This window comes from Paenibacillus sp. FSL R10-2796 (assembly GCF_037965315.1).
Taxonomy (GTDB): Bacteria; Bacillota; Bacilli; order Paenibacillales; family Paenibacillaceae; genus Paenibacillus_AQ; species Paenibacillus_AQ odorifer.
The window spans coordinates 4,475,450-4,500,592 of the sequence record NZ_CP150178.1; the positions used below are offsets into that span (position 1 = coordinate 4,475,450).

The following is a 25,143-nucleotide window of genomic DNA, read 5'->3' on the forward strand; positions in this document are numbered from 1 at the left end:
TGGGGATCTCTGCTATAAATAGTATCAGGCGTTTCTCAGGTTTGACTATATAACATTGTTAGGCTTGATATGGTTTTATTAGGACATCATCTGGAGGGTACATTTATGAATATTTGGAAGCGCTTTACATCCCTGAGAGAATTAACACAATCCCGGTTTAGTTTGTTTGCCAAAATAAACTGCCTGATCATACTCTTGTTCATCCCCATCATTATCATGTATACCTTTTCAAATAACGTCACATACGATGTTGTAAGCAAAGAGCTGCAGGTGTCCAATACGAAGCAGCTCACTTTTCTGTCCAGTCAAATTGATTCGCGTATTAATCAGATGATGGACTTCACCCTTATCCTTTCTAGAGATCCCAATGTCAGAGCCTTCAACGGATTAAACATTTGGGCTGATCGATATGATCAGATGCAGACCCGGTATGTCATTCAGGAAAAGATGGTGCTTCAATCTGGGGTTGCAGATATTTGGCCTGCCAGATATGCCGTACATTCACAGCAAAATAAAGATGTCATCTCCAACTACAATCGAGCATTTGGGTATGATGAGGATTACTTAAAAAGAAATATGAGTGGAAAATGGACGTATGGCGATCACAGCTTGGAATCTAAAGACGAGTTAAAATCCTTCTACTGGTTCTATACAGATTCCTTAGCTCAGCCGGGGATGTTGACGGGAAGCAACTTGGTGATTGAGGCCAGCTTCAGTTATGAGAATATTCAGAACATGCTGGATACGTACAAGGAAGGTGGACAAGGTGATCCTTTTCTCTATCATAAAGGGAACTCGCCAATTCTGAATCGCAGTGCGGACAAGCAGCTATCTGAAGAACTCATTCGTTACCTGGATAAACACTCACCTGAGAATACTACCCAGGATGTAGTCAAACTCAATGGCAAGAACTACCTGGTCAGCTCTGTGAAGTCCTCCTATTTGGATTGGAATTTAATAGATGTTGTCCCTCTATATCAAATCCTAAAACCCATTTCGCTCAGTCAGGATTTGTTCTATATCTCGATGATTTTGCTGTTTGTTATGGGAATTTCCGCTTCCATATTACTATATAGAAATGTTCAATATCCTATCAAAAAGCTAATTAAAGGCTTACGGCGCGTGCAGCGTGGAGATTATTCTGTACGTCTTCATAATGAAGGCCGGAACGAGTTTTCGTTTCTATTCCATCGCTTTAATGATATGTCACATCAAATTCAAGACCTGATAGAGAATGTGTTCAATGAGAAAATCCGTGCCCGCGAAGCTACACTTAAGCAACTGCAGGCGCAAATCAATCCGCATTTTCTCTATAACTGCCTTGGTTATATTATCAATATGGCCCAAATGAAGGATGAGGACGCTGTCGTCTCCATGGCTTATAATTTAAGTGCTTACTACCGTTATACTACCCGAATGGAACGGGAAACTGCGTCACTGGATGATGAAATCAAGCTGCTCGTCAACTATTTGGATATTCAAAAGCTGCGCAATGCCAGAATTGATTATCATATCGAAATCCCTGAGAACATGTTAAGCCAGTCTGTGCCACGTCTAATGCTACAACCTATTGTGGAAAATTCAGTCATTCACGGAGTGGCAAAATCGTATTCTTCGGGTGAGATCAGCATTAGTGGTGAGATTTCGAACGGCTTCTGCAAGATCTACATTGATGACGACGGACCTGGCTTGAATCCGGAGCAGCTGGAAGCTTTGAATCGTAAAATGCAGGAGCCATTGCAGGAAGAAATGGGCTGCGGGCTCTGGAATACGAATCAGCGGATCATGCACCTGTTCGGTAATCAATCCTGCCTAACCTTTAAACCATCCCCTCTTGGAGGTTTCCGAACAGAGATTATCTGGGAAATCCCTACGGAGGATGAATATTCTAAATTTAAGAATCATCAAGGAGAATAACAACATGCAAATGATTATAGTAGACGATGAAGCACACTGGGTAGATAATCTTGCCATGACTAAACCCTGGCATACGCTAGGCATTGAACAGGTGCATAAAGCGTATTCAGCACGTGAAGCGCTACAAATTATCGATACAAACCCTATTGATATTGTGATCTCGGATATCCAAATGCCCGAAATGACGGGAATTGAATTAATAGAGCGGATAAGAAAACGTGATAAAAAGATCAAATGTATTATTTTATCAGGCCATTCGGAGTTCGATTTCGCCAAAAAAGCACTTCAGCATAATGCCGTCGATTACTTGCTTAAGCCACCTACCGATGATGAAATTATCGGTGCAGTCAAAACTGCCATCGAGCAATTGAACACAGAATGGGAACTTATCAGTTCGCTTAAACGAACCCAGTTTACCCTTCGTGAGAATCTGCCGCTTTTACGTGGTCAACTGCTGCTTGATGCCTTGCAAGGTCATCAATTTCAAGCTGGCGAATGGGAACGGAAGCTCGTAACTTATGATTTGCCCTTCCATTCTGGCGATTGCGCTTTGATGCTTGTACGCATGGAAGAAGAATTTAGCCATTATAACAATAATGATCAAACCTTAATTGAATATGCCATCATCAATATGGCTGAAGAGATTATGGGTGAGTTTATGCAGGTCTGGGGCGTTAAAGAGGAACATGGATATCTTGTGTTTCTGCTTCAGCTTAAAGAGAAAGGATCCGACATCGGCAAAGAAACCATCCTAGAAAAGCTTTCTTTACAGCTTCAGTATAAGGTTAAGCAATTTCTGAAAGGTTCCCTGTCCATAGTAATCACCGAGTGGTTCCAGTTTCCCGAGAAGGTGTCGAGCCGTTTCCGTCAGGCCACAGCTTATTTCCGGCAGATCGTGGGAGACGAGCGCGAATTCGTAATGCGGGTCAGCGAATTTGAACCTTCCACTACCCAAGGACCTTTGGATGCCCTTTACACCCCGCCGACACTAATTCACCTGCTTGAAAGTGGGCATTGGGATGCTGCGGAAGAGAAACTACTCGCTGTCTGCGCGGAGCTGGATGAGAAATGGTCTGAATCGTGGGAGCATTGCATGGAGGCCGGTTTTTTAATCACTGCATCCTTCACGAATCTCGCACACCGAAATGGGCATACTCTAGCTAACTTAGCGGGAGACGATCTCGGTTGGTTGCAAAGCGGTGAAGCGTTCTCGACCATCGGTAAACTTAGAAAATGGTCCCTCAGCATTCTGAGCAAATTGAAAGAAGGAACGTCTAACGAAATTAAAGACATCAGGTCTGAATATGTGAAAAAGATTCAAGATTTCACAGACAAAAACCTGCATTTAGATGTTTCATTACGGGTTCTGGCTGACCATGTAAACCTCCATCCGACTCATTTATCAAAAATTTATAAGATTGAAACGGGTGAAGGAATAAGCGATTATATCTCGCGCCTGCGCATGGATCGCGCCTGCCATAAGCTGAAGACTACCTCTAAAAAAGTCTATGAAATCAGCATGGAGATTGGCTATATGGACCCTGCTTATTTTATAAAAGTGTTCAAACGACAGTTCGGAGTAACGCCGCAGGAATATCGAGACAATAATAAATAGCATGATAGAGTCCTATCGAAACTAAAAATCTCATATAGATGCCATCCCCGACTAGTTGTTAAAGTTACACTTGTAAAGATCATACACAGTAGGGGGAATTAAAGAATGATCAAGTTCAAAAAAATGTGGTCGTTGTTAACGGTCACAGCACTTATCACACTCACAGCCTGTGGCAGTGGCGGCGGAAATAATGAAAACGCCAAACAAAACAATACCACATCGTCTGAGACTAGTTTATCTGAAGCAGATGCTGCTTTTGAAAAAGGTAAATACGATCCACCCATCGAGTTCAGTTCGGTATTGATGCCGAAGAAATATGTTCAAGGTGATACCAAAGAAAACAATGTTCACGATCGCTGGATGCTGGAAACACTGGGCATGAAGCATAAAGATACTTGGTATCCTGCCAATGACGATCAATACAGACAAAAGCTTCAGCTTGCCATTGCTTCTGGCGAAAAGCTGCCTGACTTCGTTTCTGTACCAACCAATGCAGTATTGACCAATCAATTGATTGATTCCGGTCAGTTCATTGCTATCGATGAGTTGTTCGACAAATATGCTAATAAAATTCTAAAAGATCATGCTGCAGCACACCCAGAACTTTGGTATCCATTCACAAAAGACGGTAAGAAATACAATATGCCGATCCTTGAATATACTGATAATGACGATACTCTTCTCTGGTTACGTGAAGATTGGATGGAAAAGCTGAACCTTCAGGCTCCAAAAACAATCGCCGATCTTGAGAATATCATGGACAAATTTAAGAACGAAAACCCTGATGGTCTAGCACCTAAAGATGTTTTCCCACTTGCGATTTCTTTGAAAAATAATACAAACACCTGGATGGGCCAACTCGACTGGTTATTCGGTGCTTACGGTACGATTGAGGAACAATGGAATAAAGATGCCGACGGCAATCTGGAATACGGTTCCATTAACCCTGGTGCTAAACAAGCCCTTGCTAAGCTTAGTGAGTGGATGGACAAAGGTTATATTCACACAGACTCTGCGCTTTGGGATGAAGGTAAATCTGCTGAAAGCTGGACAAAAGGCGCCGCAGGTATTCTACCAGGGGCAAACTGGGTTCCAGACTGGCCGGCTCCCGATCTTATGAAAAATGTACCTGGAGCGAAGATCAAAGCTTATCCGGTTCCAGCAGGTCCAGACGGACTCATCGGTACCAAATGGCAGAACTCTGGGGTAAACGCTAGTATCATGATTAACAAAGATGCTAAGCACCCTGAAGCAATTTTCTTATACTACAACTACTTGCTTGATAACCTAGCTAATCCAGCAGCTGGTAGTGAATTTGAATACGGCTTTGCTAAAGGCTACGATTGGGACATGATTGATGGAAAGCCTACTAGTGATAAAGAGAAGATTAAAGACTTCTCCAATGAGTTTCCTTTCTTAACTGGACCGGCTCGTATTCCTGATCTGTTCATGAAGACATTGGTTAAACTTGCTGATGGTGAAACCCCTGTAACTCCTTATGAAAAACAAATGGCTGAGTTCCGTAAACCGGAAAACTGGGCCGCTGCAAAAGTTGTTATGTCACAAATAGACATTCGTAGACAGAACTATTTCACTGGCGCTGCGACACCAACGATGGTATCCAAATGGAATCTGCTTCGTCAATCCGAAATGGAAACCTTCAACAAAATCATTTACGGTAAGCTTCCTGTAGATGCCTTTGACTCCTTTGTTTCCAACTGGAAAGCAAATGGTGGTGATCAAATCACCAAAGAAGTTAACGAATGGTTCAAGTCTGTATCCACCAAATAGACTAAAGTAAATAAAAACAAGTCAGAGCGTGATCCTTTCGCTCCGGCTTGTTTTTTTATGAATTCCTCATTAATTTTCGCTCGCTAGAATCCCTTTCAAATACCCCGTCAACTCTTTTGCCGCTTGTTCATGAGCTAATGCTCCCGGATGACTTCTTGCCCCTATGGTCTCATCCGTCATATTTGGAAGCTGCAATACAGAAACCTGCTTGTCCCCTGTTTTCTTGCTATAAACATCGACCGCCCGGTAGATCGCTGGCATCATCGGGATACCAAGCATCCCATATGCCCATACGAGATGTGCATGTTGATTATTTTTTCTAAGCTTCAGCAGAAATTTCTCGGCGGCATCGACAAAAGCTTGTATATCATCCTCATTATAGGTCCCGTCTTCATTTAAACGTTGTTTATGGCTCTCCCCTGTTACCTCATCTTTCCATTCTGGCGATTGAAAAGCGCCCCCATCATTTGTTCCTAGATTAACTACCACAACATCTGGCTGCCAGGTTTCAAAAGAATGTTCTTGAAAAGCTCCTAAAGCTTCGTTTTTTGCTCCAGTTAGAAGACCACAAACCTGCTCATAACAATCAGGGATATTACCGTGCGGATTATTATCCCAGCTAGTAAGGACGCCCCAGCCACTTTGAGAAATAACTCTATATTCTGCATTTAAAGCATCTGCTGTCATTCTGGTATAGTTGTTGATGGCGCTAAACCACATTGGAATCCAATCTTCTTCAGCCTTGGCACCTATACTTCCTTCTCCGGATGTGATGCTGTCACCTATGAACTCTATCTTGTGGGGTTTGTCCGCAACCGGCAGGAATTTTCCATCCATCTTCACCGCATGTATCTGCAAAGAGCAGCCAGGGTCTCCACTCATTGCCTGCACATCTTTTACAATACGAATATTGTTGACAACACGATCATTCATGCCTCTAAATACACAAATCCAATACCTGCCTGCTACTAACATTTGTCTGCTAACAGGAACGGAATTGATCAGGATGCTAATCCAGGGTTCATAAACATCATAATCTGCTTCTACTTCAAGCCATAGCTCAGAACTTTTAACATTTAATTCGACCGCACTGCCTGTCCAAAATAACGTTAGTGGAGAAAGTGACCCTGTTGTTCTGCCATGAATTTTCAGATGTTCGATATCAGCTAATGTATGTACCTTTAAGTTTGTATTCTGCTTCATAAAATCCCTCCTAATTTACCGCTAGAATCCTAATCTATACTTCTACTTCACTACTTCTTCAATACTATCTTATAATCCTTTTCCAAATAGCATATACTCTTCCTCTGGTACAATAGAATTAAATGAGGTCATGAACAAAGGTGGGATTGAAGTTGAAAGTTATACCTAACTGTATTACACTTGGCAGAATTATTTTGGCAATAATGCTGTTATTCTTCGAGCCGCTAAGTTCGGCCTTTCTTGCAATTTATATCCTTTGCGGAGTCACCGATCTGATAGATGGTCCAATTGCCCGAAAATCAGGCACAACAAGTCATCTCGGAGCAAAGCTGGATTCCGCTGCCGACACGATACTAATCGGGATCTGCTTATTTACTTTGTATCCGTATCTGGGTCTTACCCTCGAATTCATCCTATGGATCTTCTTGATCGCGGCCATCCGCATAACATCGACAGGGATTGCCCTCCGCAGATTCAAAACTTACGCAAGTATCCATACCTACGGCAATAAACTCACCGGGCTTCTCTTATTTGTAACTCCTATATGGCTTTCCCATAGTAACCCCACCATTTGGACAACCATTGTCTGTATAGTTGCAACCTTATCCGCCGTGGAAGAATTGATGATTCAAATCACATCCACTCAATTACAGCTGGACAGAAAAGGATGGTTTTACAACCCTCCTAATCAGGAATTATGAAAGACACCGTAGTTCCCACCCCAGGAATACTTTGAATCTTCAAGCCTTGTCCATATAATTGTGTTAATCTCCGATCTGTATTAAGGAGCCCAATTCCTTGATCCTTAAGACTTTTTGGTTGCAATAACTTACTGACTTGAGCTTCATCCATTCCAATCCCCGTATCAGCAATGATAAAATGAACAGCCTCCGCATGTGTCTCGATGTGAATACGCAAGGTTCCACCTTTTGCCCGACTTAAGATCCCATGCCGGACGGCGTTCTCGACCAGTGGCTGAATGGTCAGCGGAGGAATTAGAAGCTGTAGATTCGCGTCTACCTCCCATTCAACCTGCAGCCTCTCCTCAAAACGCTGCTGCTGGATATATACATAATTCTCGACCAGCTCCAGCTCTTGCGACAGTGAAACAAGTTTGCCTGCATTTAAGAAGTCAAAGCTGATCCGCAGATAAGTAGTGAATGCATCTGAAAGATCTTTCATTTTGACAGTGTCAAAATCACTCAAGGACATAATCGAATTTAATGTATTAAAGAGAAAATGTGGATGGATCTGCGCTTGTAAATAAGCAGCCTCCATTCTCAAACGATCATTGACTGCTTGCTTCATAGAAGTGAGCGACGAAGCACGATACTTCAATTCCATGGCATCTACTGGCTTGGTTACATAGTCATTAGCGCCAGCCAAGAAACCTGCAATAGACATCCTCCTGCTCACTGCGAGCGGTCAATAGAATAATAGGAAGTTCATACATCGTGAACCGCTCGCGTATCAATCTTGTCAATTCATATCCAGACATGCCCGGCATCATCACATCAGCGATAACCAAATCGAACTGCTCATGATGCAACATATCCAGCGCCTCACGGGCTGAAGTCGTTGTATCAATCCGATAGGCTCCATCTGATAAAATATTTTGCAGAACTTTTAAATTGACCGAATCATCATCAACCGCCAGCACATGTATGATGTCAGCGTCTGTATCGAGCTTCGAGAGTGCCTCTACTTCCTTTGTGTTATAGGTGGCAGCCACCATAGCTGATTTCTCCGCAGTTATCCACGTACTGAATGGTGACAATGGATCCGAATCTTTTTCTGTATGAACATCTGGAATAGATGACTTCAGGCTCCCTTTAGCTACAGGTAATTTGAAGCTGAACTTACTTCCCTGACCCGGCTGCGATTGCAGCAATAATTCACTGCCATGCAGTTCGACCAGCTCCTTACAGATACTAAGCCCCAACCCAATGCCGCCTTGACCGTAAGCCCCTTGTTCATAGCGCATAAAAACACGCTTTTTCAAAGCTTCATCCATACCTACTCCTGTATCCGTAACATGTATCCATACATCCCCACCCACTTGTTCTGCGGCCAGTTCAACACTTCCCTGTTCGGTGTACTTTAGTGCGTTATGAACCAAATTAATCAGAATCTGCACCAATCGCTCCTCATCAGCATAAACACGCGGCAGATTCTCATCTATAGACATTCGAAGCTCCACCTTCGTCCCACCGGTTAAGAAACGCAACATATCCAGTACACCTTCAGCCAATGACCTCACTTGCAGCGCCTTTATATTCATCACAATCCGCTTATCCTGCAATCGCACAACATCAAGCAAGTCATTCAGCATAAGCGACATCCGGCGACTGACCATAATTAGCAATTCCATGTCACGCTGGCTCTCTTCATCCAGCACATGTTTTTTTCTTGTTAACACACTTTGGGCAATATTCATAATCCCATGCAGTGGAGTGCGCAGCTCATGTGACGTATTGGCTAGAAAACGGTCCTTTAATTTATTGGATTCCGCCAATTGAGCGTTCAGTAACACATTTTGATGGGATTGATGAAAATATCTCCTAAACCAATAGGCGGAAAATGCGGCAAGGGCAGCAATTAAATCTACGGGATAAAACATAAATTGTGAGCTACCGGCATAGTAGACAGCCCCCCACAACATATTATTCAGTACTGCTAACACTGAAAACAATAAAAATAGAGCACCTTCAGCTCGTAAGGCTACCATCTTCCAAAAATAATATACCGTCCAACACACTGGAACGTAATACAGGATCATGTAATACCCTTTTCCGATGATATATAACACTGCCTCTTCAGGACCTACAATAATAAATAAAGTAAAAATGAGAACTGACAGGATGTAACTATAAAACGCCTTGCCTTTCCGTCGATTCCCCAATAGTTCTCTTCCCATCAATAAAAGGAATAAACAAAACCCTATATACGAAAGAACCTTTAACCTCAGCATCCAGGCAAAATCAACATGAAGAAACCTGAACAACAGTCCATTATGTTCAACCCCAATGGATACAGCCGCAGCGACCATCATTAGGAAAAAAATAATCAGCTCTGTTTTTCGTACATCCATCAGATAGATAATCAATAAATACAACCCATGTAGAAGAAGCATGACCCCTACGACTAGCTGCAAGCCAATGGAATTCCAGTATATAGTGTCTACCCCATGTTGAATGCCAAACTCCACGGACCGAATTATGCCCCCTTTTAGTGGAGACTCATAGTTTGACGTCCGAACAAACAGATCCAGATGCTTCTGATCTGTAGGTGTATAACTGATTAAGAATGCTTTCGTCACATAAACATGCTCTTCCTTCTCGTCAGATAACACTCCAAACCGTGAGAGAATTGTTCCATTAATCTCCACTTCAGAAGAAGTATAGATGGATTGGAACCAAAAGCTAAGTGGCTCAGACAAGGGACGATCTAGCAGAATCCGCAAATGATAAGTTCCGTATCCATACGCCTTCTTTTGCTCAGCAGAATTGAATACAGAATTCCAGTTACCCGGCACCTGAAGCATCTGGCCTTTTAAAACACCATCCACATTGGCGGCATTCACCCATTGTTCAGGATAAAACTCCCATTCTCCATCCAATGGAAAGGAGCTTAGTGATTCAAGGTCTACTCCCCGCAAATCGAGCACACCTTGCTCCACTACAGGAGGATTGGACAGAGTAAAATGATTGTACCAGCTCCAGCGTATTGCAATCAGCAGGCAGATGAATACTACTATGTACAACATATGACTTAACTTAATTTTATTCTCCGAAGTTCTCATAGACTCCTCATTCGTCAATAGTATTTAATAGTGCTATATCCCTATCTCCAACTTTGAGCAATACAGTATGATTATACTATATTAAGAGGCCTATAGACGTATGTAATCCTATGTTCAGAGGAAAAAAACCAACCATCCCAAAGAGCAGATGGTCGATTCCTTTATTGTGATTTATTGATTAAAGCAGATCGCATCGCCGCGAACTTACTAGGCATTACTCCCACATTTGTTTTGAACGTCCGACTGAACAGATGAATACTAGAAAACCCCACATCTTCGGCAATCTCCGTTAGATTTTGCTTTCCCTGAATGATTCTCAATTTAGCCTGCTCGATACGAACATGCTTCAAATAATTATGAATGGTCACCCCAAGCTGAGTCTTGAACACATACGACAAATGATTGGCAGTCACCCCAACATGCCTACTGATAGATTCATTACTTAACTGCGGATCTTGATAACACTGGTGCATGTGATGAATGGCGCCTTCAATTAAAGGCCATCCTTTGGTTCTCTTCCCTTCCGTTCCTTTGGACAGGTTCTGATTTCTAAAGAACAGAAACAACAATTCCAAACAGATAGACTTGTTGATTAATACCCCGCCGTACGTTGGATCTAGCAGCTCTTTTTGCAGTTGCATGAATCTTCTCTTCAATTCGATTCGATCTGGGAGCTGCAGATGAGATAGCGGATAAATATCAGCAAGCTGCATTTCACTTGGCATGATATCCTGGATCCCGGGCCTAAGTCCATCCGCTTGATCCGATGAGCTTTTATCCTCGTTATCGTACAAATCAAAATGAAAGATATACTGCACTAAGGGTAAAGCCGAGGTGGACCTAATTATATGGGGCAAGCATGGATGCATGAGCAGCACATCCCCTTCTCGAACCAGGAACTTCACCCCATTCAAGAAAAACTCCGCCTCTCCCTGATCTATATAGGTATACACGTGATCTTGATCCAACCATTCACCTGCTAGTAAGGAGGATTCCATGACTTTGGCTACTCGAACATAAGGGGAAATGCTGTTCATCCACGACTCATTCACCTCGAATCTTCTCCTTCTTCTGACATTTTATTGATCTTATTTTATATCCTAACCGGAATCTTTAAGTGATCTTCTACATAATCTCGGCAGATTTCCATGGTATTGTACGGGCTATTTAGCGATTCGTCCACTTCGAGTGTCATCCAACCGGAATAATCAATTTCATTCAGCGCTTCAATAGTTGCGTGTAGATCAACAGATCCTTTGCCTAACTCACAAAAATGAGGAAGCTGTGTATCAAGTGTAGCGGCAGACCTGTCTGTCAGGTCCTTCAAATGAACATAAGCTACCCTGTCCTGATACGTTCGGATGATAGATGCCGGGTCCATCCCCGCTCCGAGCAGATGTGCTGAATCCGGGGCAAGATATACCACCCGCGGATCTGTCAGGCTCATCACAATCTCAATTTCTTTCTCGTCTTGCAATTCCGTCCACAAATGCGGATGAACACATGTCTTTACCCCTAAGGCATAGGTTCTTTTCGCCACTTCATTCATCGTGGCTGCGGCAACCTTCAATTCTTCCAGCGATGAGGGTTGATCCCGAGTGCCACCTGGCCCTAGGACAAGGATGTCTGCTCCACACTTCGCTATGATTTTAGCAAGTCGCACATTGTAGTCAATGATACTCGAAGTGTTCGCGGCATTGCCGAATTTTTGCTGCTGTCCCCCAGCCGTACCTCCATACAACGCAGTCATCTCCAGCCCGTACCCAGCCATGAGCTCTTGTAATTGTTCTGGACTTTCTTCATATTGAAGTGCAAAAGACGCCCACGGCTCAATCCCCGTGAAACCCAGTCTGGAGACTTCCTCCAACGCTTTGAAATGCGCTTGCCCCCAAGTGATGGTGTGTGCAGCGATTCTACCCTTGAACAGACTCATCCTTAACGCTCCTTCCAATGTTGGATTCGATGGGGTTAGATTTCCAGTGATGAGAATACTTTATCGAAGCCTGTTTTGGAACGAGAAAATAGTTCAGATGAACTTTGTGATGAAGCTGGCGCTAGCACTTCTTGAGCGATAACGCCCTTGTATCCGATCTTTTTCAAGCTTCCCAAGAATCCGGTAAGATCAATGGATCCTTCCCCTGGATACAATCGATCGGAATCTAGCAATTCCTCTATCGGCAGAGGTTTAGCATCATTAATATGGACATACGCAATTTGATGCGGTTGTAATTTCAGCAGGTCCTCACTCGTTAATCCATTCGTATGCCAATGATAGGAATCCAGTAATAAACCGATATTTCTCACTTGAATTGTATCCATCCAGTCCAACGTATCTTGCATCGTCCAGATTAGCGGATTTGCCCATTGTGTACGTAAGTGATGAGGACCAACGAACTCTAAGGCTAACGAAATACCATAGGCGCCTAATATTTCTGCACATAGTCTTAAACGTCTAGTGGCTGCAATCATGAACGATGCGACCGGAAGATCTGTCGAAGGCAAAATATAGGTACAGCATGTGGTGCAATTTAATGCAGCAGCGGCCTCAGCCATCAGCGTAAGCGATTTCAGACTTTCCCTAAAGCTTTCCTCTGTCGTGCGCCAATCTACCTCTAAACCAAATGATCCTAGCATGATGCCATGACTTTCCAGTAATTGGATGGCCCCATCCTTGCCATACTGCTGTACCAACTCTAATGGATTGACGTCTATGGCCTGAAACCCGAATTGGCTCGCAAGTCTGATATATTCTTCATTAGAAGCAATTTCTCCCAAACCCGCTGTTGTTAATCCTCTTATCATCGTCGTTCTCCCCCTTTATGACCAATCAAACAGTACGCCATTATACTGATCTTTGTTGGTTCTTAATCCCTCATAGGCTTCGCTAGCTTGCTCCGGCTTGATGACATGGCTAATCAAAGGTTCGATGTGCAGCTTCTGTTGTTGCATAAGCTCGAAGACAATGCCAGAATTACGCACCAAGGAATGTTTCACAAACGAATTAGGCTCTGTTGGATAACGCCATTCGTGAGCACCTTTAAATGTAATGCATCCCCGGTTATACAGATGACAGTAATTAAGCACATCCGTAATATCTGTATTGTATTCTCCACGCGGGCTACCCAAAAAGATGATTTCTCCCTGTGAGCCGATGTATTGAAGACTATCAACCCCAACTTTGGAAACACCGGTTGCCTCAATATGACTGGAAACACCCTTGCCCTTAGTTAACGTCATAATCTGCTCTTTTACCAATCCTTCGCCACTGTCCAGTGTGTAATCCACACCGCATTGACGCGCGGTCCGCAGCCGTTCTTTGGACAAATCCATACCAATTACCGTAGCCCCCTGCAAACGCGCCAATTGAGCTGCAAGATTGCCTACCAATCCAAGACCTGTCACACTCACTTTGTCTCCAAGTTCGATATCCGACACACGTATCGATGTAAAAGCTACCGTAGCCATCCGGGTAAACGGTACCCATTTCAAGTCTAGCGCATCCGGCACTCGAATGAAAACATCCCTAGCTTCAACCACTTGATATTCGCAATGAGTTCCGTAATGAAAAACCACATCGCCCGCTTGAAATTCCTGAACACCTTTACCACATTCTACGATACGACTGACGCTTGCATAACCTGGACACAGCGGGAGTTTTGCCCAATCCTCTTTGCCAGATAACATTGCCATCTCCGTTCCCGGACTAATCAGCGAATAAATCAATTTTACGAGTACCTCATGGTCACCTAAAGCCTTAAGTACAAGCTCCTCTTCAACCGTTTCCACATGGTGTGGGCTCATAAACATTATCTTTCTATTTTTCATCCTCATTACCTCCCATGATCCTCAAACTTTCTATTTAAATGTATGCGTTTTTAGACATCATGTCTTTGACTGCAAAAATGTTTTTTTGTCTAAAAGTAAGATGGGAGGTAGAGTTTAAGTGAGGAGACGACATGTCATTCCTTTCATTTTCGTTCAAAGATCCTTATACTTGCTTGGAGAAGCATTTCAAGGGAGAATGAAAAATATGGACATAAAAAAATTACAATACTTTATCGCAGTAGCAGAGGAACTGCATTTTAACCGTGCAGCTGAGAAGCTAAATATGACGCAGCCTCCCTTAAGCCAGCAAATTCAAGCTCTGGAGAATGAGATTGGTGTGAAACTATTAGAACGGAATAAAAGACAAGTTCGTCTCACGTCAGCGGGGGCGGTATTTCTAGAAGAGGCTAAATCCATTTTATCTCAACTGGAACGCTCAATTAAAACAACACAATTAGTCGATCAAGGAATTATCGGACATTTGAACATTGGATTTATAGATTCTGCAGCTGGTGGAGTATTGGTTGATATGTTAAAAATGTTTCGGGAACGTTATCCACAAGTACAACTCACATTACATGAGATGACGTCTGCTCAGCAGTGGCAGGCTTTACATGAAGGAACGATTCACATTGGATTTGTACGTTATACAGAGTCGGGCAAACATATCGAGCATCGTCCCTTAGTCAATGAATCGCTTATTGCCGTTTTGCCAGAGCAGCATCACCTAGCTCATTTACCGGTGTTATCCATTCGCTCTTTAGCTTTAGAGCCATTTATATCGTTCCCACGTCATTTAGGAGCTCCTTTTCATGACCTCATTATGAGCTTCTGCGCCCAACACGACATGTATCCGAATGTTGTACAGGAAGCCATTCAGATGTACACCATTGTAAACTTGGTAGCTGCTAATCTTGGAGTTTCCATTGTGCCCTCATCAGTTGCTATTTTTCAGCGTGAAGGTGTCGCATTTCGTCCCTTTGAAGAAAGCACACCATCGATTCCCCTTTATGCCGCTTGGAGAACCGATTGCGATCGTGCCTCCTTATCCGCGTTACTAGAGATCATAGGACAAATGAGTTCAGAAGTTATTAATGGTGAATGATATAATATTCAGCCCGTTTTTCTAGGATCACGTTCAACGAGTCCTTCTAGCACCCTATCGATTTCCAACATCACTTCCCTATCCAGACGAACTCCCGCAGCTTTGGCATTTTCTATAACCTGCTCAGGTTTGGATGCCCCAATAATTGCAGATGAGACTTGTGGATTTTGCAACACCCATGCTATAGCCAACTGCGGAAGCGTCAACCCAACTTCACTGGCGATGGAAGAGAGATTCGAGACCGCCTCAAGCACCTCAGTCCGAAGCCACTGCCCCGCCAATTTATTCATAAATGGTGAGCCCGCAGCTGTTGAAGCACGAGAACCCTCTGGCAATGGTTGACCTGGCATATATTTGCCTGAAAGAATCCCTTGAGCAAGCGGTGACCAGACCACCTGTCCAATCCCTTCCCGCTCACAAGCTTGAACTACCTCCGTCTCCATCACGCGCCATAACATCGAATATTGAGGTTGACTAGCCACTAATGGCACCTTTAATTCTCTCGCCAAAGCAGCACCTTCTGCTATCTGATCCGCCGTCCACTCACTTATCCCGACATAGAGAACCTTACCTTGACGCACCAGATCCGAAAAAGCCAAAAAGGTCTCTTCAAGGGATACTGATGCGTCAAAGCGATGCGCATAATAGATATCAATATAATCGGTCTGTAATCTGTTCAGTGAAGCATGGCACGCCTCCATAATATGCTTGCGAGACAGACCTCTTGCGTTACGTCCCGTCCCTGTGGGATGGCACACCTTGGTACACAATTCGATATCAGCTCTGTGCACTCCTTTTAATGCTTGGCCCAGCACCATCTCAGCTTTCGTATCGGAATATACATCTGCAGTATCAAATGTTGTGATCCCTACATCCAATGCAGCGCGAACACAAGCATGGGCAGTATCATTGTCCACTTGAGCACCATGTGTAATCCAATTACCATAAGCAATCTCACTTAGATGTAAGCCACTCGTTCCTAATTTACGATAGTTCATTTTATACCCTCCTTTAGATAACAATCTGATTGTAACAAAGAGATATTAATACGAGAAATACTCTTTAAGATGCGATTTAATTCAAAAAAGATATTACTGAGATCCTTAAAGATAATAAAAAACGCCCTTTAGGCGTTTTTTTCGGTACATATTCTGTTTCGAAACTCTAACTTCGCCTATACTCCGGTGAGTATTAACCTCCAAGCCTTGTTACCGCACCACAACTAACAGTACAATAATTCCGAGCCAAAACAGCCAGCTTACTGGGTGACCGAAATTTAATCCCCAGCCGACTCCGAGCCTTTTCTTGACGATTAGGTTTGGATCTTTGCGATTGAAATAAATCATACCTAATCGCCATTTATCATCGTCATGGACAGGTCTGACATTGGAGCTATCGGCAGATCGCTCCAAGCGGCTTTCGCCCTGACCAGCCCAGAACGTTAAGGCCAAGGCGTATAGGATGACAAGGGCTATTATGATTAGGATAATAGGGATAGCGAAACTCATGTTAAGCAGAGATATCATGTTTAGTTGCACGACGGAAAACAGGATAACTATTAAGAAGCTTGCTGTAAGCATAAAATATGACCAAGTACGGCGGTAAGCTGCGTCTTGTCTGATCGAACGGTTAGGATCATTGGGTTGAACCTGCTGCTTTACTCTGCGAATACTCCAATTCTCAAATATGAACAAAAGTGTTATGAACACTTGCATGATCGTAGGCATAAACACAGAACTAAAAGATTTAGCTGCATAGCGGTCTACGTTCCAACTGCTGTTGTAATGGATCGGAATCTGATCAGGAATCAGATCGTAGTTGCGCAGCACAGTTACAATACTAACAACAGTAATTAAAACATGAATGAGGAACCAATTATTAGACAAGCCAATGTTTCTTTTCCGAAATCCAGTGTCCACTGCCATGATCGATGGTTCCAGAGCAATAGGCAGCATAGGTAGTAAACTTTTCATTTTGAAATGATAGCTAATGTTTATGACTAGGGAGATTCCGACCATGGCGAGTGAATAAGTGACAATGATCCAACTTTGTTGCTTGGAATGTTCATCACCGTATATTAGACAGAGGATACAAACCATGAATAGGATGGTATGCACGGTAGCACTAATCCTAGCATATGACTTCCGCATCTGGCGCAGAGGCTCACTATGGAATTGTACAGGGCTGACGGTGACCCCAAAACTAATCGTCTCTTTTGTTAAATAAGGCATGCATACCATGAGTACAATGGCAGGTACAAATACAAAGATCATTACTATAACAGGCATTATCGTCATATCATTCGCCTCCTCTTATACATAAGTGTGTATTTGAAAACTCTATAACCCTTATAGCATAGGCAATTGAGCACTATGCCTTTTTGCGTATGATGATCCTATTAACTTAGGATAGGTGATCGACTTGAACATAAATTTTATTATAATCGATTTTAGTGACTATAGGGGTGAAATTAACAATTTATCCAGTTTTTTTGCTGCGCAAAGCTACTCATCTGACAACTCAATTATGGCAATTACATCTGTTTGAAATTCTGTGTTGGTAAAGGACTCGCCTCTTATCTGCAATGGTGCGGATTACTGCGTCAGAGTATAAATAAGTCCGTCCATGCTTAATATAGTACATGCTGTCCACACTTTCATCCAACTCCACATGTTCCTGTGTCCATGTGCTATGGAAGTCTGTGATGCGCAAGGTATCGTTCCGGCAACTCTTAACCAATATCAATATTGAATTAAATATTCTGCAATTTGGATGACTTGTGTGGGTAATATGCTTATTTCTTTTTACTTCTTCAATGATGTAGTTCATAGTTGGATCTCCTACTGATGCAACTCATGAAGCGGAGTAGATACTAATTAGTATCATTCACACTTTTGATCCTCTGTTTAATGATATATCGTCTAGTACTGTTGCACATATGCATATACTTGCATGGTTACTTTCTTCTCTTTTTTAACCAGTCCACATGTTTCACATATCGTAATAACGAAGTTTTTAAGTATAAGAAAAATAATAAATTAAACGAACACATCGTATTTGAAATAGTCCTTTTAAATCATGTTTATATTGTATCATCAAATGGAAGATTATTAAGATTGCTAACTATACTTTAAAACAAAAAAATCCCACCAATATTTATTAGCAGGTGTTTTATAAATTGATTCACGCGAACATCCCATCAATGACAGGTACGTGTGGGTCAATAACTTGCTCTACACAATAATTCTAATTGTTATCTTTACCAATTCGCTTTATGTATTCAATAAAATAATATCTTTCCCAAATTGGTTCGAGTAGTTTAATAACTTCCTTAATGACTATTTTATTAAGATTATTTATTGCATTCTTGCATTTAAGTGCTTCAATATAGCACTTAAATAACTCACCAATTTGCCCCAAAGTTATATTTTCTTCAACAATAGTCTCTAATTTATGATTAATTAAAGCTATTGCATCCATATGATTATTTTTTTCAAGCATTGAATAATTAATTTTCTTTTTTATGTAATAGTAAGAGTAGTTTGGTAACTCTATATTCATCAGAATATACTTTATTCCTAAAAAAATAGACTTGATCTCTTCTAGAGATAAAGAAATACTTGGGTTAGTACTAAAAAACATTTGTAATGAACACATCTCAGATAACAAATCATCAGCACTGTCAATAAGTTTAAAGTCTCTTTTTATCTGAAAACTAGAATTTATTATGTAGTTGTCAATTTTAAAATCGTTACTGAATTCAAGAAAAGCCATACTTTTTTCAAACCAGCGTTTCTTTATATTGACTAGTTCATAGTAATAGACAACATAAGGAATAAACTTTTCTGTCAACCAATGAAATGTCTGTTCCGCCGTCCAAGGTTCTTCGTCCTTTATTAATCGATTATCATACCTCTTCCATTTAATCCATAAAGTTTCATCGGGATTCATATAAGATTCATAATGATAAGATTCTATGTTCTCAGGTTCTAGTCTTGTCAAGATTATACGATTTGGATAAAGCATTATAGTGCCATTTGTACGATTAAATATATGCCATTCTGAATTTCCATTTGCATAATCAAATTCCCACGAAAACTCAATCATCTTCCTCCATAAACTTCTTTTAATTTCAATAAGTTTTACTGAACATTCATATGGATCAAACTCACAAAAATTTGATACTCCCCATTTGTTTTCAATTGATTGAAATCGTTTAACAAAAACTCCTCCAAAGTCATCAATTATTTTACATAGATCTTCAACTTCTTCTTCCTTTAATGTAAAACGATTATTACCAAGTTGTATATAATACAGATTTGGAAGATTAAAATGCTTACCTACTATAAAACCTCTTTTCTCTAATTTGTAATCAGTATTCAAACCTAAAAACAGTTGTTGGGTAATTTGCTTATGTGAAAGTGTGATCATACAATCACTAACAAAGACACTTCTGAATTCAAAACAACAACTACCACACTGCTCATAAATCCTAGGTAAAAATGCCATAAGACTTACCGAAGGCAGACTTCTTGAAAAATGCTCAGATGTAACTTCTCTTTTATTCTCAAAAGGACCAAATTGTTCAGGTAATAATTCTACTATTTTTGAAAACTCTATCCTTGGGTTATTTGAACTACTAATGTAAGCGCTTATTGCCGCAAGATATCTTTCGAAATCTTTAAAATTCCTCAACTCTTGGATTCTTTTTATTATTTCCGAGGCTTTTTCTTTTGCCCGATTTATTAAAAAAATTGCGTGTGGTACTTCGTATAATTTGTTGCTTTTTAATAAATTTATCTTCCAGGTTGCAGGAACCAAATTATACAAATGATTTATGTCTACATCATGACCAAGTACTCTCTTATATTCATTTAGTTCGTCTAATTTACCTTCATAAGATTGCGGAACTATATGATCTATTGTTGCATTAAACATATTCAATGATTTTTCAGTATAATAGCATTGAAAACCATGTGCTTCCAAAATTGCATAACGAACAATAGGATCTTTAGGATTAACCTCCATTCATAAAGCCCCCATTTCATTAGAAATATTTTTGTTTCCTGCAAGCGAATTTTATTTGCGGCTGATTCTGATTTCTTCTAAAATAGATATAGAATTAGTAGAAGGTCGCTCTACATTATGTAACTTTATTATAAACTAAAAACTAACCACCTATTGAAAAATAAGTGGTTACGTTTTATTGGTGAATTTTTTTATTATCTAGAATTTTTGCGCACTAAAGCTATCTTGACTTTGTCAAAAGCTTCTTCCGACCAAGGAAACCAGTCAACTGGATTGTGTGCCTGTTTCAGCAATTACAGCGACTTTTCCTTGGCTAATCTATAGGGTACTTTCTGAGTTGTCATGGGGCATCACCTCGTTTCGTGTTGAATTTGGGTAAAGTATTGCTTAGGGGTAGTTTACCCAAAAAGGTGGGGGAAGGCGCAGTGAAAACAATTGAAGTATTTGCTCATGATAGTCATTAACACCACCATTTAATATACCCATAAGTAACTACAATCTTTAAAAAGTTTCTTTTGTCAGTATTCGAACACTTTCCAAATCAGAAAAATACCTTGTAATCGCCATTTCCAGGCATGCTTGTCTGTTTTCTGGGGTTCTTTGATTTATAAAACTTTTATTATAGTAGGATGCCATATCATGTATTGTTCCAAATATCATAGAGCAAGCTTCACTCCAACCCTTCATATTATCTAATATAAATCAATGAATTTTGACACAAATATGATACAAGATAACCGTTCTACTCGAACGATTATGATTGGTCTTCATTATTCTTAATTCTGAATACCCATATTCATCATCGATACTTGTATCTGATGAGAGCAAAGGTGCAGGATAGCTGTGATTCGTCACATGCGCAGAATATCTTTCCCAAAACGAATTGAAGTCTGCGATTTTGACGTAAGATAGGCATACATTGAATTTATTACCTGAAGTATCGTATGAAAAAATCTTATCCAAATGCTCGTTAATGTAGTTTGTACTTAAAGAACTAAGATTCATTGCTTCAATAACAGTAAACGGTAATCTGTCTTTTGACACGAATATATCAAGTTCACCAGAACCTTTGCCTGACGAAGAACTTCCTCGTCTAGTTTGGTCTTTTATGTTATAACCGATGGCTGCAAGCATGTCACCAATATAATCATTACGCTCGTCTTCACTTGCATTAGAATAATAATTTCTTGCTTGTAAAGTTAAACAAGCTACAATTAAATTTTTGATAAAACCTTCTTGCGAATCGAGATCTCTTGTAAAATTCATAGAAAGAGCTTTGGGGCTATTCTTCAACTTTATTACAAATACATTTCTCCCATTAACATCTATGTTATCGTACTCAACCTCAAGTTCAACGGATATAAGGCTCAATGCAGTAGAGATAGGTTCTTTAGCACTGTCTTTAACCGTGAGGCTTAACCCAACAACCGCGTAATTGTTGATAAGCTTAGATACACCCATCACGATATACCCATATTCTTCGGAGTTGTCTAATGCACGCAACATAAGCAAAGCCAATTCATACGGCTTTAATTCCATCCCTACACCGACTAGGTTCTTAAAAGATGTTGAACCTAACAACGTACTGATTGTATGTCTATCAATCATTATTCTTTAAACTCCTCAATGGAATTTTGTTTACCCCCGTCAATTTCAGTATTCTGCCAAGAGTAATTTTTTTGGGGATTGGATCAACTTCATTCTCCACCCATAGTTCACAATCTTTATCGAAATCCAGCAGATCTATTTCAGTATCGTAGTACAAAATTATTTGTTCAAAATCCGAAGGTCTAGCAATAATATAAATTTCTCGCCCTAATTTACGAACTCTAAAAATCGTATTTGCTGTATTTTCTATAAGCTGAAGATTGTCTTTGTCAAACTCGTAATCATCATGTTCATATAAGAAGTTTACAATATTCGTTCTTGAGCGATTTAGAATATTTTTAACGTAACTAAAGAGCTCAGCACTATTTGTAGATTGATGAATCTGGGCAGAGCCAAAGACGTTCTTTGACAGAGCCTTACGAAGTTCTTCTTCTGATGATATACCCCACTGAGCAAGAAGTTCTTTTGAAATGCTAATAGCTTCGCTCACCGCAGATGATTGAGTTGCAAGTATATTCGCCAATTCATTTATATCAGCTACATTATATCTTTTTAAAACTTCATCATACTGTTCTGACTTTGCCATACTTTCAGCAATTTCTTCATCGTCATAGAACCAATGAAGATTTTCTATAAGTTCTTTAAAACACTTACTAACTCTACTATCTTTGCGGTTATCCCTAATCCATGCGCAAGTGTTTCTAAATGTTTCTCTAAGCTCGAAATCGTTTAGTCTTATTGATTTATTGTTATTTCTAACATAGTCAGTGATTGTTGGAGCTATAGTTTCAAGCGATATAGTTCGGTTTAAGGGTAACTCAATTGCAATGCCTTCAAACAACATTTTTTCCCTTACGTCATTGCCTGAATACGTAGCCGCGTCTTTTAGAATTTCATTAAGACTTCCGTCGTCAAAAAAGATTTCACTCTTACACATAAATTCCCCAATTTGATTTGGTAAAACAGCGTATCTATCAAGTAAGTTTTCATCCTCACATATTCTGAAATGGTTTGCCAATTTTGAAACCCATTCAGCTACTTCTCTGTCATTTTGAAAGTCATAATGAACAAGGACACTACTAATAGAAGCACAGTCACTTAAATCTATACAAATCTTCTCCCTCCAAAACTTCAATGCGTCGGAGAGCAGTTTATCATTAAGATAATTTACTCTGCTGTAATGATCAAAGCAATTTGGATATAGGCATTTAGCAATATCAACAAACTCATTTTGCTTTTCATTTTTTCCTGCACGAAGATTGATGATAGCTTTATAAAATTCAGGTTTTGTTTCTTGATTAATTTGGGTTTGAATAAGCTCACTAAATACATTCTTTAAGTTAAATTCTTGTAACCCTTGCAGGTAATCTTTTGAAACCCTGTTATCAAGCAATCTTTCTCTGAAATTAATACCTGCAATTAAGGCTATATCCTTGTACATTTCGCCGATATTGTTTTCAGCATATATTCTGTCCAAAGGTAAGAAATCGCCACATTGGTTAGGAAGAATGGATGGATTACGCCCTAATTCAGCAATGAACTTACTTGAATTATGATATAGAAGAATAATTAAATCGTTAAGCCATTTTATCGAATCACAGCCCAAACGAGTACTCAGGGTCACCAAATTACCGCAGTCCTCAACCTCTTTAATTAGATCAACAATGCCAAAATTGCGGCACTCCACCCACAATGAGTTGTACCAGTTTTCGATTTCATCTTTTCGGGTCATCTTCGCAGGCATCAATATATTTGACAACTCCCAAACTTTACTTCTATATTCAGGAGTTTCATCTTTCATAATCAAAATGCTTGAGGTACCCCAAACATCATAAAGAGAACAAATTTCATCCAAACTATTATGAATGAAAGTAGTTGTTTTTATATGCTCTTTGATTGGATGAATAAGAATTTCCTCAACCCAATCTGAATCGAGCCAATTTTTTTCGGATTGTTCAGAAATCTTAACAATATTATAGAGGTCTTTGTAACCTTTCGTTGAAAAATAGTCAAGCATATCGTTATATAGGTTTATTGCTTCTATAATTCTTTTTCTGTTCTCATCTGAGTCACCACCTGAACGCTCGGAATGAATCAAGGGGATGCCGTCACGGGGCTCTGTGGGATTAAACAATGGACTATTGACAACTACCGGAAATGCAAAGTCATGAGTGCCTAATAAGGGGAAATCGCAAAAAATCCGTGGCAATTCCTTATGCAGCCCAATTAAATGTTTTTCATTTGTGCTGTTTTTTTTAATTTCTACAGCAATCGATACCTCATTATTCGCTTGCACAAAGACATACCTATTGTCGAAAGTAGTGTTTTCGCCTTTTGATGTTGAGATTTGTACCTCGGTAACATTAGCAGATTGAAGTTCTACAGATAATTTCCCCCCTCTTCGAATCACTCTTTCATAATTATCCATGCTAACGGTTATTGAACTTAACTCTGGCACAAATGCAAATACATATGGAATAGAAATTAGAAGATTTTTTAGGCCTGACTTTGCTGTTTCTATCCCTACTCTATCCAATTCGTAAACAAACTTTGTATTCATTTGACTCTCATCAACAGCACATTCTGTTCCGTTGTCCAGCATATCACAACTGTCACTTATGGCATTCATAATTGATGTTTTATCTTGTCCAGTCCTGTCTAATAACGTCTTGAAGGAACGAGGGCTTTCATTATCATCTTGTAGAAATCCATGCACCTGAACTTTCTCAGAAAGCAAATGAGTCGTCAAGAAACCCGTTCCAAATTTACCAGTAGATTTCTTTTTGTTCTCAGCGGTCAATGAGCGTTCTTTTGTTGAAACCTGCTCAATCAAAAAAACTATGTTTTCAGTCGTAAACAATCGACCATTATGGTTAAATTCAATAGTTTTATTAACTTCGCTAAATTTAATCTCGATATCAACGAATCCACTTGCATTCACGACATCCTTAGCGTTTTGAATCAACTCCCATATCCATCTATACGATGTATCTGGACCATTGCTGTCTTTAAGGGCCTTGAGCTTATCGATAATTTTTGTTGCAGATTGAGCCTCGCTTGCACCTTTACGCAATTGTTGGATTTTCTCACGAAACGTCATAAACTATCTACTCCCTTGTAATAAAATAGCCTCTCGATATTCGTCGAGACAAATGGGACAAAGCTTCCATTGATCTATCCAAACTCACATCCTCCTACTTTGCAGGAAGATTTTTATATGTCCTATTTATTTCATTCCGGAAAATCTTC

17 protein-coding genes and 1 pseudogene are annotated in these 25,143 nt (G+C 40.3%); 5 read left to right on the forward strand and 13 right to left on the reverse strand.

Going from position 1 to position 25,143, the window contains the following annotated elements:
* Positions 1 to 105: 105 nt before the first annotated feature.
* The 3 genes from NST58_RS20295 (at position 106) to NST58_RS20305 (ending at position 5,323) form a co-directional block, all read left to right on the forward strand.
* A complete protein-coding gene (locus NST58_RS20295) occupies positions 106 to 1,917 on the forward strand; it encodes a sensor histidine kinase (protein ID WP_076278669.1) in 1,812 nt (603 codons plus the stop codon).
* 4 nt (positions 1,918 to 1,921) lie between these two features.
* A complete protein-coding gene (locus NST58_RS20300; RefSeq protein ID WP_076278670.1) occupies positions 1,922 to 3,532 on the forward strand; it encodes a response regulator in 1,611 nt (536 codons plus the stop codon).
* A 105-nt stretch (positions 3,533 to 3,637) separates the two neighbouring features.
* On the forward strand, positions 3,638 to 5,323 hold the full coding sequence (locus NST58_RS20305; protein ID WP_076127158.1) for an ABC transporter substrate-binding protein: 1,686 nt from the start codon (positions 3,638 to 3,640) through the stop codon (positions 5,321 to 5,323).
* A gap of 69 nt (positions 5,324 to 5,392) precedes the next feature.
* Here the strand turns inward: NST58_RS20305 and NST58_RS20310 are convergent, their stop codons facing one another.
* Positions 5,393 to 6,526: an SGNH/GDSL hydrolase family protein gene (locus tag NST58_RS20310; protein ID WP_076278671.1), complete on the reverse strand. Its 1,134-nt coding sequence runs from the start codon at positions 6,524 to 6,526 to the stop codon at positions 5,393 to 5,395.
* 152 nt (positions 6,527 to 6,678) lie between these two features.
* Here NST58_RS20310 and NST58_RS20315 point away from each other — a divergent pair, with 152 nt between their 5' ends.
* Positions 6,679 to 7,227 (forward strand): CDP-alcohol phosphatidyltransferase family protein, encoded by a 549-nt coding sequence (locus NST58_RS20315; protein WP_076278672.1) that lies wholly within the window; start codon positions 6,679 to 6,681, stop codon positions 7,225 to 7,227.
* On the opposite strand, the gene NST58_RS20320 is transcribed toward NST58_RS20315, so the two are convergent.
* The 6 genes from NST58_RS20320 to NST58_RS20345 form a co-directional block, all read right to left on the reverse strand.
* Positions 7,211 to 7,930 carry a histidine kinase gene (locus NST58_RS20320; RefSeq protein ID WP_339243976.1) on the reverse strand — a complete coding sequence of 240 codons (720 nt, stop codon included), beginning with the start codon at positions 7,928 to 7,930 and terminating at the stop codon, positions 7,211 to 7,213. The two genes, NST58_RS20315 and NST58_RS20320, sit on opposite strands and share 17 nt — an antisense overlap.
* Complete coding sequence (locus NST58_RS20325; RefSeq protein WP_339243978.1) at positions 7,899 to 10,328, reverse strand: ATP-binding protein; 2,430 nt, start codon at positions 10,326 to 10,328, stop codon at positions 7,899 to 7,901. Before NST58_RS20325 ends, NST58_RS20320 begins: the two co-directional genes overlap by 32 nt.
* A 161-nt stretch (positions 10,329 to 10,489) precedes the next feature.
* Positions 10,490 to 11,380 (reverse strand): AraC family transcriptional regulator, encoded by an 891-nt coding sequence (locus tag NST58_RS20330; RefSeq protein WP_248548601.1) that lies wholly within the window; start codon positions 11,378 to 11,380, stop codon positions 10,490 to 10,492.
* Between the two features lie 41 nt (positions 11,381 to 11,421).
* Positions 11,422 to 12,261: a sugar phosphate isomerase/epimerase gene (locus NST58_RS20335; protein ID WP_076304571.1), complete on the reverse strand. Its 840-nt coding sequence runs from the start codon at positions 12,259 to 12,261 to the stop codon at positions 11,422 to 11,424.
* Positions 12,262 to 12,296: 35 nt separating this feature from the next.
* Positions 12,297 to 13,130 (reverse strand): sugar phosphate isomerase/epimerase family protein, encoded by an 834-nt coding sequence (locus NST58_RS20340; RefSeq protein WP_076301669.1) that lies wholly within the window; start codon positions 13,128 to 13,130, stop codon positions 12,297 to 12,299.
* Between the two features lie 15 nt (positions 13,131 to 13,145).
* Entirely contained in the window at positions 13,146 to 14,153 is a 1,008-nt protein-coding gene (locus NST58_RS20345) for a zinc-binding alcohol dehydrogenase (protein ID WP_076127168.1), read from the reverse strand.
* Between the two features lie 205 nt (positions 14,154 to 14,358).
* On the opposite strand from NST58_RS20345, the gene NST58_RS20350 reads away from it, so the two are divergent.
* A complete protein-coding gene (locus tag NST58_RS20350; RefSeq protein WP_248548599.1) occupies positions 14,359 to 15,258 on the forward strand; it encodes a LysR family transcriptional regulator in 900 nt (299 codons plus the stop codon).
* An 8-nt stretch (positions 15,259 to 15,266) separates the two neighbouring features.
* Here the strand turns inward: NST58_RS20350 and NST58_RS20355 are convergent, their stop codons facing one another.
* The 6 genes and pseudogenes from NST58_RS20355 to NST58_RS20380 all read right to left on the reverse strand — a co-directional run bounded on the left by NST58_RS20355 (position 15,267) and on the right by NST58_RS20380 (position 24,994).
* Positions 15,267 to 16,256, reverse strand: a complete 990-nt coding sequence (locus tag NST58_RS20355) for an aldo/keto reductase family protein (protein ID WP_339243984.1) — start codon at positions 16,254 to 16,256, stop codon at positions 15,267 to 15,269.
* 210 nt (positions 16,257 to 16,466) lie between these two features.
* Positions 16,467 to 17,555 (reverse strand): DUF1648 domain-containing protein, encoded by a 1,089-nt coding sequence (locus tag NST58_RS20360; RefSeq protein WP_248548598.1) that lies wholly within the window; start codon positions 17,553 to 17,555, stop codon positions 16,467 to 16,469.
* Positions 17,556 to 18,504: 949 nt separating this feature from the next.
* Positions 18,505 to 20,286: a hypothetical protein gene (locus tag NST58_RS20365; RefSeq protein ID WP_312148150.1), complete on the reverse strand. Its 1,782-nt coding sequence runs from the start codon at positions 20,284 to 20,286 to the stop codon at positions 18,505 to 18,507.
* A 224-nt stretch (positions 20,287 to 20,510) separates the two neighbouring features.
* A pseudogene (locus NST58_RS20370) lies at positions 20,511 to 20,630 on the reverse strand (DUF255 domain-containing protein); the annotation flags it as partial.
* Between the two features lie 358 nt (positions 20,631 to 20,988).
* Positions 20,989 to 21,894 (reverse strand): RNA-binding domain-containing protein, encoded by a 906-nt coding sequence (locus NST58_RS20375; RefSeq protein ID WP_038593750.1) that lies wholly within the window; start codon positions 21,892 to 21,894, stop codon positions 20,989 to 20,991.
* Positions 21,887 to 24,994, reverse strand: coding sequence for an ATP-binding protein (locus tag NST58_RS20380; RefSeq protein ID WP_312148155.1), 3,108 nt, complete (start codon positions 24,992 to 24,994; stop codon positions 21,887 to 21,889). The genes NST58_RS20375 and NST58_RS20380 overlap by 8 nt, the downstream gene beginning before the upstream one ends.
* Positions 24,995 to 25,143: the final 149 nt, after the last annotated feature.

Coding starts and splice junctions, on each gene's coding strand:
- NST58_RS20295 (WP_076278669.1), top strand. CDS start 106: ATGAATATTTGGAAGCGCTTTACATCCCTGAGAGAATTAACACAATCC.
- NST58_RS20300 (WP_076278670.1), top strand. CDS start 1,922: ATGCAAATGATTATAGTAGACGATGAAGCACACTGGGTAGATAATCTT.
- NST58_RS20305 (WP_076127158.1), top strand. CDS start 3,638: ATGATCAAGTTCAAAAAAATGTGGTCGTTGTTAACGGTCACAGCACTT.
- NST58_RS20310 (WP_076278671.1), bottom strand. CDS start 6,526: ATGAAGCAGAATACAAACTTAAAGGTACATACATTAGCTGATATCGAA.
- NST58_RS20320 (WP_339243976.1), bottom strand. CDS start 7,930: ATGTCTATTGCAGGTTTCTTGGCTGGCGCTAATGACTATGTAACCAAG.
- NST58_RS20325 (WP_339243978.1), bottom strand. CDS start 10,328: ATGAGAACTTCGGAGAATAAAATTAAGTTAAGTCATATGTTGTACATA.
- NST58_RS20335 (WP_076304571.1), bottom strand. CDS start 12,261: ATGAGTCTGTTCAAGGGTAGAATCGCTGCACACACCATCACTTGGGGG.
- NST58_RS20340 (WP_076301669.1), bottom strand. CDS start 13,130: ATGATAAGAGGATTAACAACAGCGGGTTTGGGAGAAATTGCTTCTAAT.
- NST58_RS20345 (WP_076127168.1), bottom strand. CDS start 14,153: ATGAAAAATAGAAAGATAATGTTTATGAGCCCACACCATGTGGAAACG.
- NST58_RS20350 (WP_248548599.1), top strand. CDS start 14,359: ATGGACATAAAAAAATTACAATACTTTATCGCAGTAGCAGAGGAACTG.
- NST58_RS20355 (WP_339243984.1), bottom strand. CDS start 16,256: ATGAACTATCGTAAATTAGGAACGAGTGGCTTACATCTAAGTGAGATT.
- NST58_RS20360 (WP_248548598.1), bottom strand. CDS start 17,555: ATGACGATAATGCCTGTTATAGTAATGATCTTTGTATTTGTACCTGCC.
- NST58_RS20365 (WP_312148150.1), bottom strand. CDS start 20,286: ATGGAGGTTAATCCTAAAGATCCTATTGTTCGTTATGCAATTTTGGAA.
- NST58_RS20375 (WP_038593750.1), bottom strand. CDS start 21,894: ATGATTGATAGACATACAATCAGTACGTTGTTAGGTTCAACATCTTTT.
- NST58_RS20380 (WP_312148155.1), bottom strand. CDS start 24,994: ATGACGTTTCGTGAGAAAATCCAACAATTGCGTAAAGGTGCAAGCGAG.